The 12,068-nt window shown below is 63.0% G+C and carries 11 protein-coding genes; 3 read left to right on the forward strand and 8 right to left on the reverse strand.

Going from position 1 to position 12,068, the window contains the following annotated elements; translation table 11 throughout:
* Positions 1–243 precede the first annotated feature (243 nt).
* Positions 244–681: an Lrp/AsnC family transcriptional regulator gene (locus ACYUME_RS08430; protein ID WP_279888717.1), complete on the reverse strand. Its 438-nt coding sequence runs from the start codon at positions 679–681 to the stop codon at positions 244–246.
* 133 nt (positions 682–814) lie between these two features.
* Here ACYUME_RS08430 and ACYUME_RS08435 point away from each other — a divergent pair, with 133 nt between their 5' ends.
* Together ACYUME_RS08435 and ACYUME_RS08440 are read left to right on the forward strand one after the other, a co-directional pair.
* The gene (locus ACYUME_RS08435) at positions 815–1,714 is read left to right on the forward strand and encodes a DMT family transporter (protein WP_460418556.1); all 900 of its coding nucleotides are present in this window, start codon (positions 815–817) and stop codon (positions 1,712–1,714) included.
* Between the two features lie 48 nt (positions 1,715–1,762).
* On the forward strand, positions 1,763–2,662 hold the full coding sequence (locus tag ACYUME_RS08440; RefSeq protein ID WP_460418557.1) for a LysR family transcriptional regulator: 900 nt from the start codon (positions 1,763–1,765) through the stop codon (positions 2,660–2,662).
* A 204-nt stretch (positions 2,663–2,866) separates the two neighbouring features.
* Here ACYUME_RS08440 and dacB read toward each other — a convergent pair whose 3' ends face one another.
* Positions 2,867–4,330: a D-alanyl-D-alanine carboxypeptidase/D-alanyl-D-alanine endopeptidase gene (gene dacB, locus ACYUME_RS08445; protein ID WP_279887152.1), complete on the reverse strand. Its 1,464-nt coding sequence runs from the start codon at positions 4,328–4,330 to the stop codon at positions 2,867–2,869.
* A gap of 186 nt (positions 4,331–4,516) precedes the next feature.
* On the opposite strand from dacB, the gene ACYUME_RS08450 reads away from it, so the two are divergent.
* A complete protein-coding gene (locus tag ACYUME_RS08450; RefSeq protein ID WP_201176117.1) occupies positions 4,517–4,861 on the forward strand; it encodes a YggL family protein in 345 nt (114 codons plus the stop codon).
* Positions 4,862–4,893: 32 nt separating this feature from the next.
* Here ACYUME_RS08450 and ACYUME_RS08455 read toward each other — a convergent pair whose 3' ends face one another.
* From ACYUME_RS08455 to ACYUME_RS08480, 6 genes are all read right to left on the reverse strand, one after another.
* Entirely contained in the window at positions 4,894–8,526 is a 3,633-nt protein-coding gene (locus ACYUME_RS08455) for a transporter substrate-binding domain-containing protein (RefSeq protein ID WP_279887176.1), read from the reverse strand.
* A 7-nt stretch (positions 8,527–8,533) separates the two neighbouring features.
* A complete protein-coding gene (locus ACYUME_RS08460; protein WP_279887153.1) occupies positions 8,534–9,154 on the reverse strand; it encodes a response regulator transcription factor in 621 nt (206 codons plus the stop codon).
* Positions 9,155–9,432: 278 nt separating this feature from the next.
* Entirely contained in the window at positions 9,433–10,764 is a 1,332-nt protein-coding gene (locus tag ACYUME_RS08465) for a deoxyguanosinetriphosphate triphosphohydrolase (protein WP_279887177.1), read from the reverse strand.
* Positions 10,765–10,839: 75 nt separating this feature from the next.
* Positions 10,840–11,169 (reverse strand): hypothetical protein, encoded by a 330-nt coding sequence (locus ACYUME_RS08470; RefSeq protein ID WP_279887155.1) that lies wholly within the window; start codon positions 11,167–11,169, stop codon positions 10,840–10,842.
* On the reverse strand, positions 11,166–11,540 hold the full coding sequence (locus tag ACYUME_RS08475) for a phage holin family protein (protein ID WP_279887157.1): 375 nt from the start codon (positions 11,538–11,540) through the stop codon (positions 11,166–11,168). The genes ACYUME_RS08470 and ACYUME_RS08475 overlap by 4 nt, the downstream gene beginning before the upstream one ends.
* A gap of 9 nt (positions 11,541–11,549) precedes the next feature.
* Positions 11,550–11,861, reverse strand: a complete 312-nt coding sequence (locus ACYUME_RS08480; RefSeq protein WP_279887159.1) for an ElaB/YgaM/YqjD family protein — start codon at positions 11,859–11,861, stop codon at positions 11,550–11,552.
* Positions 11,862–12,068 lie beyond the last annotated feature (207 nt).

The following is a 12,068-nucleotide window of genomic DNA, read 5'->3' on the forward strand; positions in this document are numbered from 1 at the left end:
TAAATGAAATAAATGGAATATAAGTTGACCAAATGAGCAGGTTTATTTTTTGTACATGAATTTAGTTGATCATTTGGTCAGATTTTATAATCGCACGGGTGTAACTTATTGGGGCGTTACCCTGAGTTATTGCACACAAAAATGGCACTTATGGTGACGTTTTTGTGTACATATTCTTTGTGTCTGTAGGATGTCGCCGCCAGAGCGGGCGTGGGGAGATGCCGGCGCAAGACGATCCGCGTCTCACGCCATTGGCGGCAGCCGCCGCTTCACCGGGGTCTTCTTGATGATCGCGGTGTTGGTTTCGGCCAGCACATTCAAGCGGTCGAGCAGGGTGTCCAGTTGCTCCATCGAGCGCACGTGCAGGCGCGCGATGAAGCAATCCTCGCCCGTCACCTTGTCGCACTCGGTGAATTCGGGAATCGCCACGATCTGCCGCTCCACCTCCTGCAACTGCCCCGGCAACGGGCGAATGCGCACGATGGCCTGCAACTGGTAGCCGAAGCTGCGCGGGTCCACCTCCACGGTGTAGCCGCGCAGCACACCCCGTTCCTCGAGCTTGCGTAGCCGTTCAGCGACGCTGGGGGCCGACAGCCCACTGACCTGGGCCAGGGCCTTGAGCGAGCGGCGCGAGTCTTCCATCAGGGCGTTGATCAGCAATTGGTCGATGGCATCGGTCATAAGCACCTCGTTAGGTGATCGGCGTGATTTGCCTTGATAGTAAAGGCAGGATCTATGGCTTGCCTTCGCTATCCGCTGGAAGGTTGCACTTCACCCTCCGCATACTGTGCCCATCGTCGACAGGAGGCATGTAATGGACAATTCGCTGCGCCGTGGATCCTTGGAAATGATTGCCGCCATGCTGATCTCCGGCACCATCGGCTGGTTCGTGATGGTGTCTGGGCAGCCGGTCCTGGAGGTGGTGTTCTGGCGCTGCGTGTTCGGCGCCATCACCTTGCTGGCCATCTGCGCAGGCATGGGCTTTCTCAAGCCCGGTATCCTGACCCGCGCCACTTTCCTGCTGGCGGTGGCCAGCGGCGTGGCGATCGTCGGCAACTGGGTGCTGTTGTTCGCCTCCTACTCTCGCGCCTCCATCGCCATCGGTACGGCGGTGTACAACGTGCAGCCGTTCATGCTGGTGGGGCTGGCGGCGGTGTTCCTGGGCGAGAAGATCACCACGGCCAAGCTGACCTGGCTCAGCGTGGCCTTTCTCGGCATGCTGGCCATCGTCGGCGCCCATGGCAGTGGGCAGGCGGGAGCTGGTGAGTACCTGCAAGGTATCGTCCTGGCGCTGGGCGCCGCCTTTCTGTATGCCGTGGCGGCGCTGATCATCAAGCGGCTGACGGGCACGCCACCGCACCTGATCGCCCTGGTCCAGGTGAGTACCGGCGTGCTGCTGCTGGCTCCCTGGGTGAATGCTGGCGCGCTGCCGGGCGCGTTGCCAGCGCTCGGCAGTCTGGTGACGCTGGGTATCGTGCATACCGGGTTGATGTACGTGCTGTTGTACAGCGCCATCCAGCGCTTGCCCACGGCGCTGACCGGAGCGTTGTCCTTCATTTACCCGATTGCCGCGATCCTGGTCGATTGGCTGGCCTTCGGTCACCGTCTGGCGCCATTGCAGTGGCTGGGGGTGGCACTGATCCTGTTGGCCGCGGCCGGCATGCAGCAGGGATGGTGGTGGCCCGCGGCCAAGCCTGCGCGGCATCGGGCATAATCATCCGGCCACGGGATGCGTGGCCCGCAGGCATACAAGGAGGGAGCCATGTTTTCCAGGATCAGTCTCGACCAGTGGCAAGCGTTCGTCAGTACCGTGGAGTGTGGCGGTTTCCAGCAGGCCGGCGAGCACCTGTTCAAGTCACAGTCGGCGATCAGCCATTCGGTCAACCGCATGGAGCAGTTGCTGGACCAGGAGCTGTTCATCATCGAAGGCCGCAAGGCCGTGCTCACTCCATTGGGCAGGGCGCTGCTGCCTCAGGCCAAGCACTTGCTGGGGGCGGCGCAGAAGCTTGAGGACCTGGCCAACCAGTACCAACCGGGGTTGTTCACCGAACAGGCGTTGGCGGTGGACGTGCTGTTCCCCATGGAGTTGTTGCAACAGCTGTTGACGGATTTCGCCGAACACTATCCGGATCACCGGGTCCGCCTGTACGAGAGCGCGTTGTCCGGCACCCGCGAACTGCTGGAAGACGGCAAGGTCGAGCTGGGCATAGCCAGCAGCCTGCCGTCCGGCTACCTGCAGGAGTTCCTGTTCAATGTAACGCTGGTTTGCGTGGTCGGCGCCGGTCATCCCCTGGGGCAGGAGGATGATCCGTTGAGCCTGGACGACATGAAGCAGCATCGCCAGTTGGTGATTCGTGACTCCGGGGTGCGCAACCCCCAGAGCAGCGGCTGGCTGGGCACCTCCCAGCGTTGGACGGTGAGCAGCCTGGCGACGGCCGAGCGTTTCGTCGAGCAAGGGTTCGGCTTCGCCTGGTTGCCGTTGCATCGCGTCCAGCACGGGCTCGCCGAAGGACGGTTACGCCGGGTCAACCTGCGGCACCAGCAAGCGCGGGAGGTGCCGATGTACGTGGGCTATTCGCAGGCCTATCGGCACAGCCCCGAGGTGAGCCTGCTGGTACAGGCGCTGCGTGAGCGGTGCCTGGCGTATCGACTCGGTACCTAGTGTGGTGTTTCACAAATAACGACCATAACTCGCGGCGCTTTTTGCGCTCATGCGGCGTTGTCGCTCCTCGCCGTAGCTGGGCTACGACTCGTCGCGACGCCTTGCCTGAGCGAAAAAATCGCTCGCGAGTTATTGGTCGTATTTGCAAAACACCACACTAGGCGTGCGCCGGGGCCAGGTGGGTGGCCCCGGTCGATGTCCCGGTCAGGGCGCCGTGGTCGCCGTGCCGTTCGCCAGCTTCGGCTGTCGGTAGAGATCCAGCAGGACCTGGTCAAGCACCTGTGAGGCGCCCCATGGCTTGGGGTCGTTCAGGATGGCGGCGACGGCCCAGGTGTGCCCGTTGCTGTCGCGGCTGAACCCGGCGATCGCTCGCACGGTGTTGAGGGTGCCGGTCTTGATGTGCGCCTCGCCGCTCATGGCGGTGCGCTTGAGGCGCTTGCGCATGGTGCCGTCCATGCCTACCAGCGGCATCGAGCTGATGAACTCGGCGGCGTACGGGCTCTTCCAGGCTGCCTGCAGCAGCGTGGCCATCTCGCGGGTGCTGACCCGTTCCGCGCGGGACAGGCCGGAGCCGTTCTCCATCACCAGGTGTGGCGCGGTGATGCCTTTCTTGGCCATCCACTGGCGTACCACGCGTTGTGCCGCCCGGGCGTCGTCGCCGTCGGCATCGGTGCGGAACTGCGCGCCGAGGCTGAGGAACAGCTGCTGAGCCATGGTGTTGTTGCTGTACTTGTTGATGTCGCGGATCACCTCGACCAGGTCCGGCGAGAAGGCCCGGGCCAGCAGGCGGGCGCTCTTGGGCACGTTCTCGATGCGGTCGCGGCCTTGGATGCTGCCGCCCAGCTCGCTCCAGATGGCCCTTACCGCGCCGGCTGCGTAGGTGGGATGGTCAAGCAGCGACAGGTAGGTCTGCGAGTTGCAGCCGTCGGCCAGCTGACCGCTCACCGTCACGCTGACACCGTCGGGTTGCATCACCGGGTTGTAGCGCACATCGCCGGTGCACTGCTTGCCGGCCGAAGCCTTGACCTGGTTGTCGATGCGGATGCTGGCGATCGGCGGCTCGACCGAGACGGTCACCTTGCCGCCGTCGTTGCGGGCAACGAAGCGCAGGGCCTTGAGGTTGACCAGCAGAGAGTCCGGCTTGACCAGGAACGGCTTGTTCTCGTCGCCGCCATCGTCATTGAACTGTGGCAGGTTGGGCTGGACGAAATGGCTGCGATCCAGGACCAGGTCGCCGGTCACGGTGCGCACGCCATTGGCGCGCAGGTCGCGCATCAGCAGCCAGAGCTTTTCCATGTTCAGCTTGGGGTCGCCACCGCCCTTGAGGTAGAGGTTGCCATTGAGCACGCCGTTGCTCAGGGTGCCGTCGGTGTAGAACTCGGTCTTCCACTGGAAGGTCGGGCCCAGCAGCTCCAGCGCGGCGTAGGTGGTCACCAGTTTCATGGTCGAGGCCGGGTTGACCGACACGTCGGCGTTGAACACGGTCGGTGTGCCCGGGCCATCGAGCGGCAGCATGACCAGAGACAGGGCGGAGTCCTGCAGCTTGTTGGTCTTGAGGGCTTGTTGCACCTTGGGTGGCAAGGTGGTGTTGACGGCGGCGGCCTGGACAGGCAAGGCGAGGGGCAGGAACAGGCCGGCGAGCAGCAGTGGGCGGAGCGTCTTGATCATAGGTGCGCGAACCCTGCAGACGAGGGAAAAAGAAAAAGGGGCTGTAAGAAATGGTGGCCCCGGTTCGAAATATAGTGCGCATTATGCCCCAAGCGCGACGCACATGGGTTTCGTTCGACGGAAAAGCGCCGTTGCGCGCCGGAAACTGGTAAAGTGCCGCGCGTAATTAATTGAGAGGATTGTTTCATGGCTACCAACCGTTCCCGTCGTCTGCGCAAGAAGCTGTGCGTTGACGAGTTCCAGGAGCTGGGTTTCGAACTGAACCTGGACTTCAAGGAAGACCTGTCCGATGAAGCCATCGATGCCTTCCTCGACGCCTTCCTGGCTGACGCCATGGATGCCAACGGCCTGGACTATGTCGGCGGCGACGATTTCGGCCTGGTCTGCTCGGCCAAGCGTGGCTCGGTCAGCGAAGAGCAGCGCGCCACCGTCGAAGCCTGGCTCAAGGGCCGCAGCGAACTGACCAAGATCGAAGTCAGCCCGCTGCTGGACGCCTGGTATCCGGACAAGCCGATCAACCCGGCTTCCTGATCCCTGGTGGCGGCACCCCTGAACGTGCCGCCTTACCCTGCCTCGGCCAGGTTGTCCAACTGCCTGGCCAAGGCTTGCTCCACCCGGCGCATATGTCGCGCCAGCGCCTGACGGCGCGTCTTCAGTTCGGCCAGGGTCAACCCGGTCGCTTCCAACGCCTCGCACGCCTGAATCAGCATCCTTGCATCGAGCATCCTTGCCGCGCTGAGGATCTTGTGTGCGTGGGCGGCCAGTTCGTTGGCGTCATGCTCGGGGTCGATCGCCATCAGAATTTCCAGGTCCTGGCGCAGGCTCAGGTGCAGCGTGCTGAGAATCCGGTTCCGATCGACGACACTGTCACCGACGATGGCGGTCAAGCCTTCGAGGTCAAAGCGATGCCGGGGCGGATTACGGCCGATGCATTGCCGGGAAAGCCCGGTGATGGCAGCCAGGCGCTGGCCGAGCATCTGCAGTCCGATAGGTTTGAGCAGGCAGTCGTCCATGCCGGCATCGAGGCATTGCTGGCGTATCTCGGGCTGGGCATTGGCGGTGTAGCCGAGCATGGCGCAGCGTGGTCGCCCTTGCAGGCGTTCCTCTGCCCGCACGGTCCTGGCCAGTTCGTAGCCATTCATCTGCGGCATGTTGCAGTCGACCACCAGCACGTCGAAACAACCTTCGCGCCACTTGCGCAAGCCTTCGCGTCCATCGCTGGCGCTTTCCTGGCGCAGCCCCAGGTAGCCGAGTTGCTGGGCCATGAGCAGCAGGTTGGCCGGGTGATCATCGATCACCAGGATCCTCAGGCGTGTATCGGGGCGTTCGATGCCCGTGCTGGCTGGCAGGGGCGAATCGACCGGGTCGACGCGTTGCAGGGGCATGACCAGCCGCACACGGGTGCCGACGCCCTGGAGGCTTTGCAGGGTGAGTTCGCCACCCATCATGGCGCACAGGTTGCGGCTGATGACCAGGCCGAGCCCGGTTCCAGCCCGAGCGCCGTCGCTGTACGGATTGGCCTGGACGAAGGGGGAGAACAGGCGCTGCTGGTCCTGCTCATGGATGCCGATACCCGTGTCGCGCACTTCCAGATCCAGCGTGGTGAGCGTCGGCTCGCCCCCTGTGTGCAGTTTGGCGGTGATGTGCACCTGGCCCTGCTCGGTGAACTTGATCGCATTGCTGACCAGGTTCGACAGCACCTGTTTGAAGCGCAGCGGATCGAGCATCGCGTGGCAGCGCGCCTCCGGGGAGATGGTCACATCCAGTGTCAGGCCTTTGTGCCGGGCCAGCCCGTCGAACACGCGACCGACGGATTCGATCAGCGCGGCAAGGTCGACCGGTTCCGGGGCGAGGGATAAATGGCCGGACTCGATGCGGGCAATGTCCAGGATATCGCCGATCAACCCCAGCAAGTCCCTTGCCGAGTGATGAGCGACCTCGAGCGCCGGGCGGTCGAGCTGCCCCTGTTCGGCACGCTTGAGCGCCAGCTCCAGCATGCCGATCAGTGCATTCATCGGGGTGCGGATCTCGTGGCTGATGGTGGCGAGGAACACGCTCTTGGCGCGGTTGGCGTCGTCGGCCTGCTGCTTGGCCAGGCGCAGGTCCTGGACCAGGTTGCGCCGCTCGCTGATGTCGATCCAGCCGCCAATGATGCCTTGCATCTCGCCCAGCGAGTCGCGGTAGGGGAGGATCCAGTGATAGATGGTCAGCTCCTTGTCCTTCAGGCGCAGCGGTCGGTCGAGGATTAGCGGTCGGCCTTCTTCCATCACGCGCCGGTAGTCATCCTGGACCTGGCGGGTGTAGTCGCGGTCGCTGAACTGGCTGTCCTCCAGGCGCTTGCCCATGACCTGTTCAAGGGTGGCGCCCACGGCGAGCAGATAGCTTTCGTTGCAGCTCTTCAGGCGCCCTTCGCGGTCGCGCACGTACATGGGGTGAGGCGTGCCATTGAGCAGTGCGCCCATGAACTCGAGCTGATCGTTGAGGGCCCGCTCGGCGCGTTGGCGTTGCTTGATCTGGCGGCGCAACCTGGCATTCCAGACCAGTGCCAGCACCAGCAGCACGCCGATGACCCCCACCACCTGCAGGATGATCCGCCTGTAGCTGCGCCAGTAGGCGTCTTCGCGCAGGCCGTGATCGCGCCAGCGGCTGTTGATCACGCCGAGCTCTTCGGGGGAGACGCTCAGCAAGGCCTTGTCGAGTATCGACGCCAGTTCGCCGGCTTTAGGCCGGGTGGCCATGGAGAAGGTCGCCGGCTCGGTGCCGACCGTGCTGCGGATGACCAGGTCGTTGGCGGCGGCCACCATGTGATTGGCATCGATGAGGGTGGCGATGACCGCGTCCACCGCACCACTGCCGAGCAGGGCCATCGAGTAATAGGTGCTTTCGGTGGCTACCTGGTGAATCCGCGGGTGCTGTGCGGTGAGCAGGGCGGCCACCGTGCTGTCACGGGGAATGGCTACGCGTTTGCCCTTGAGCTGCTTCAGGCTGCTGGGTTGATCGGCGCCGGTATGGCTGACCAGGACATAGGCGCTTTCCAGGTAGGGCCGACTCACCTGCAGTGTGCTTCCTCGGCGAGTGTCGATGGAAAGGCTGGCGATAATGTCGGCGCGGCCGGACTCGAGCTGGTCGACCATGTCGCCATCGCCGCTGGCGCGACGTATTTCGAAGCGCAGGCCGGTGCGCAGGCGAATGAGCTCGAGCAGGTCGGCGACGATGCCACGCAGGCGGCCGTTGTTGTCGAAGTACGTGAGCGGAGCCGCGGTTTCGTTGACCACCACGCGCATGACTGGATTGTCGCGCAACCAGCTTTCCTCCCGTGGCGACAGCTGCAGTTTACGGTCGGTCAGCAGATTGCCGCTGCTGGCGCTCCAGCGTTTGAAGATATCGTTGCGCGTGGCGGTGGACTGAGCATCGAGCGCGGCATCCACCAGCGTCAGCAGCGTCTGCTCGTCTTCGCGCAGGGCAAAACTGAAGCCCACGGCTTCGTGCTTGCCGAAGTTGGCCATGCGCAGGTGCGGCAAGTGTCCCTGGCTGATCAGGTAATGGGTGGAAACGGTGTCGCCAATGAACACGTCCGCCTGTTCGAAGGCGACGGCATTCAACGCCTGGGTGGACGATTCGAAGGTCAGTAGCTCGGCCTTGGGGTAGTTGGTGCGGATTTCCTCGGTGGGCAGGTAATGGTAGAGCATGCTCAGGCGCATACCCTCCAGGCCTGTATCCAGCGCCCGGGTCTCGTCTTCACGGGTTACCAGGACGGGTTGATCGATGGCATAGGGACGTGACAGCGCCAGACCTTGGGTGGTGGCTTCATAGCCATTGGCACTGCCGAGCATGTCGATATGGCCATTCTTGAGCGCCGCCACCGCCGCGGGCCTGCTGGGGAAGCGGCGTATGCGCACCGGCAGGCCCAGGGCATTGCCGATCAGCCCCGCATAGTCGGCGGTGAGTCCCTGGTATTCACGGCCGCCCGTGGAGATATCGAAGGGGGGATAGTCTGGCGCCGAGGTGCCCAGCACCAGTTCGCGACGCGTGCCCAGCCACTGCCGTTGCGTGGGGGTCAGCACCGGGTGGACCGACGTGGGTGAGGAGCGACTGAGCAGGGTATACGTGCGGCCTGCATCGACGGTTCCGCTGGCGCATTGCAAGGGAGCGCCCAGGCTCAGCCACAACAGTGATGCAGCAAGGTACCTCCACATCATGACCTCAGACCAGTGCGTTGCGCTTGGCGACGTCGATCAGCTCCACCAGGGTGCTGGCGCGCAACTTGTGCATCAGGCGCTTCTTGTAGGTGCTGACGGTCTTGTTGCTGAGGAACATGCCTTTGGCTATTTCCTTGTTGCTGCGACCCTGGGCAAAAAGTTGCAATACCATCAGTTCACGATCATTGACCTGGCGGAACAACTCCAACTCCTCGCTATCTTTGACGTGGGGTGAACTGAGTGCCTGGCTGGGGAAATAGTTGTACCCGGAGAGCACCGCCTTGATGGCGCTCAGCAACTCGCTGAGGTCCTCCTGCTTGCAGACATAACCGGCGGCCCCGGAATGCATGCAGCGGGTGGCGAACAGGGCGGGTGATTGCGCGGTCAGCACCAGGACCTTGAGCGGCAAGGCCATGGCCTGGAAACGCGAGAGCATTTCCAGGCCATCGAGCTTCGGGATGCTGATGTCGAGGATCGCCAGGTCAGGGCGCAGCTCACGAATCATCTGCATGGCATCCACGCCATTGTCCGATTCGCCGACAATCTTGTAACCCTGATTTTCCAGCAGCATCCGAATGGCCAATCGGATAATGGGATGGTCGTCAACGATAAACACTGAGTACATATTCAACATTCCATGCAGCGGGGCTAAGGCAGTCGCACATTAGCTCAGTTGAATGGCGGTTTGCAGGAAAGGCCATGCCAAATCCCAGATATAGGAATTTGCTTACAGTTGTCGATAAATACTGCTACGAGAGGGGTGGAAGGTGGTGACGGCAGATGATTTTTTTAAAGCGTGGCGTTGTAATAAAGCGTAGTTTGTTTAATAGGTTTTCAAACTTGTGGGAAAAGTCCTTCAAAATTGGCGGTGACAGCAAACGCCGGTCTGCCGTCACCACCCCTTCATCTGGAACTGGAGCGCCCTGTCATTTCCAGCGCCATTTCGCTGGCATAGCTGTCGGTCATGCCCGCGATGAAGTCGATCATGCGCAAGAACGCACCATGCAGCGAACCGTGCGGATTGGGTGCGTTGTTGCCTATCAGGTCCAGCACGCGCCGGCTCTTGAAGGATGGCGTGCGCCCGCCATGCTGCTCCAGCGCTGCGCTGCAGAATGTGTTGAGCAGAATCTCCAGGGTCGTATAGGCGCCGATCTCATGCAGGGTCTTGCGCTTGTCCTGGAAGATCTTCTTGCGCGCCATGTCCTTGGCCTGGAGTACGCAGCGTTGCGCCGGGCCATGCATGTGTTCGACCAGGTCGCCCGGCAGGTGACCTGCCAGCAGGGCATCCTGCTGCTCGACGAAGGCCTGGGCGGCGGCATTGGTCAGGTGCTCGATGGCCTTGCCGCGCAGGATCGCCAGCTTGCGCCGACGTGACTCGTCGGGGCCGAGTTGGCGATAGGTTTCCGGCAGGTCGTCTCCGACCAGGTCCAGCAGCAGCGCCTCGACCTCGGCGTATTGCAGCAGGTCCATTTCCAGACCGTCCTCGAGGTCGATCAGCGCATAGCAGATATCATCGGCGGCCTCCATCAGGTACACCAGCGGATGGCGCGCCCAGCGCTGGTCCTCGAGCTGGGGCAGGCCGAGCTTCCCGGCAATCTGTTCGAGCAGGCCCAGTTCGCTCTGGTAGCAGCCGAACTTGTGCTTCTTGTAGCCCAGCGCATCGGCGTGGCGTGAGGTCCAGGGATACTTGAGATAGGTGCCGAGGGTGGCGTAGGTCAGTCGCGTGCCGCCGTCGAACTGGTGGTACTCGAGTTGGGTGAGGACACGAAAGCCCTGGGCATTGCCTTCGAAATTGAGAAAGTCGGCGCGCTGGTCGTCGCTCATGTCATCCAGCCAGCCTCGCCCCGCGGCCTGCTGGAACCAGTGACGGATCGCGTCTTCCCCCGAATGGCCGAACGGCGGATTGCCGATGTCATGGGCCAGGCAGGCTGACTGCACGACCATGCCCAGATCGCTGGGTTCGCACCAGTCCGGTAACTGACCGCGCAGGGTTTCGCCGACGCGCATGCCGAGCGAGCGGCCGACGCAACTGACTTCCAGCGAGTGGGTGAGGCGGGTGTGGATATGGTCGTTGCTGGAAACCGGATGTACCTGGGTCTTGCGGCCCAGGCGGCGGAATGCGCCCGAGAATATGATGCGGTCGTGGTCCTTGTGAAAGGGGCTGCGGCCGAGTTCTTCAGGGCTGTAGAGCGCCTTGCCCAGGCGTTCGCGGGTCAACAGGGTTTGCCAGTCCAAGGCTTCGTCTCCCATCGTAGAGTCCGGATAGCTTCCGGTGTCCGGGGCGCTGGCGCAAGCGCCAGCGCTCGGGTTTCAGCGGCGGGAGGTGTTGCCAATGAGCAGGCGGATCAAGGGCACCAGGCTGGTGCCCAGGCGCACCAGGCGTACCAGGTTGCCGCTACGCACGCCCTTGCCGGTGAGAAATCCCAGGGCGACGACGCCGGCGATCCCCCACAGCGAGCCATGCTTGACCCCCATGCCCTCGCCGAACGCGCTGCCCATGCCGCGCAGGCGGTGGACCGGTTCGAGCAGCTGGGCGGACTCGTGGCGAATTTCCTGGCGATGCATTTCCATGCGCAGGCGCAGCAGCGCCTTGCGCAGCTCTCGCGGGTTGCGGGTGTCGGGCAGTTCGGGCAGGCTCATGGCAGCAGGCGCTCCCGATCCTTGGCCAGCTCCTCGAGCGTGGCGTTGAATGGCGACGACTCGTCGAACACCGCGGCCTTGAGGCGCAGGCCGCAATACAGCGCGGCGATCCCGTAGAACACGCACAGGCCAATGATCCCGGCCAGGCGATAGCTGTCCCACAACAGGACCAGCACCAATCCCGACAAGGCGGTCAGCAGCAGCAGGGCGAACACCAGTGCCAGGCCGGCGAACAGCAGCAGGCTGAGGGTGCGGGCTTTCTGCTCCTGCAACTCGATGCCGAACAGCTCGATATGGCTGTGCAGCAGCCCGAGTATGGCCGCGCCCAGGCGCCTGCCGGAGGCGCTGGCGCCGATGGCATCGTTATCCATGGAGCTTCCTCAGCGCTTGGCCAGCAGGCCGATCAGCAGGCCGACACCCGCGGCGATGCCAATCGCCTGCCACGGATTCTCCTGCACGTACTGTTCGGCGCTTCCCAGTGCGGCCTGACCGCGCTGGCGCACCGACTCCTGGGTCAGTTGCAAGGTCTCGCGGGCCTGGACCAGGCGCTCGTGGATCTGCTCGCGCAGTTCATCGGCCTGGTCGCCCGCCAGGTTGGCGGTGTCGGCGAGCAGCTTCTCGGTGTCGCGGACCAGGGCCTGGAAGTCAGCCATCAGTATCTCTTGTGCAGTCTTTGCCGATTTGCTGGCCATGGAATGGGCCTCTCCCTGTGGATGCATGTGGCTATTTCGAGTGATCGAGGGTGCGGAAGGTTCAGCGAAATGTGTTGGTACGACGCTTGCTGTAATGCGGTGCGTATTCGCCGGGGCTGCGCCGAAATCATGCGCTGGCGCCATGGATACCGATAAACCTTAACCCAATCCACGACAAACCCAAGAAAAAACCACGCAGGCTCCGTC

It is taken from the genome of Pseudomonas sp. microsymbiont 2 (assembly GCF_054788395.1).

Coding starts and splice junctions, on each gene's coding strand:
- ACYUME_RS08430 (WP_279888717.1), bottom strand. CDS start 681: ATGACCGATGCCATCGACCAATTGCTGATCAACGCCCTGATGGAAGAC.
- ACYUME_RS08435 (WP_460418556.1), top strand. CDS start 815: ATGGACAATTCGCTGCGCCGTGGATCCTTGGAAATGATTGCCGCCATG.
- ACYUME_RS08440 (WP_460418557.1), top strand. CDS start 1,763: ATGTTTTCCAGGATCAGTCTCGACCAGTGGCAAGCGTTCGTCAGTACC.
- dacB (WP_279887152.1), bottom strand. CDS start 4,330: ATGATCAAGACGCTCCGCCCACTGCTGCTCGCCGGCCTGTTCCTGCCC.
- ACYUME_RS08450 (WP_201176117.1), top strand. CDS start 4,517: ATGGCTACCAACCGTTCCCGTCGTCTGCGCAAGAAGCTGTGCGTTGAC.
- ACYUME_RS08455 (WP_279887176.1), bottom strand. CDS start 8,526: ATGTGGAGGTACCTTGCTGCATCACTGTTGTGGCTGAGCCTGGGCGCT.
- ACYUME_RS08460 (WP_279887153.1), bottom strand. CDS start 9,154: ATGTACTCAGTGTTTATCGTTGACGACCATCCCATTATCCGATTGGCC.
- ACYUME_RS08470 (WP_279887155.1), bottom strand. CDS start 11,169: ATGAGCCTGCCCGAACTGCCCGACACCCGCAACCCGCGAGAGCTGCGC.
- ACYUME_RS08475 (WP_279887157.1), bottom strand. CDS start 11,540: ATGGATAACGATGCCATCGGCGCCAGCGCCTCCGGCAGGCGCCTGGGC.
- ACYUME_RS08480 (WP_279887159.1), bottom strand. CDS start 11,861: ATGGCCAGCAAATCGGCAAAGACTGCACAAGAGATACTGATGGCTGAC.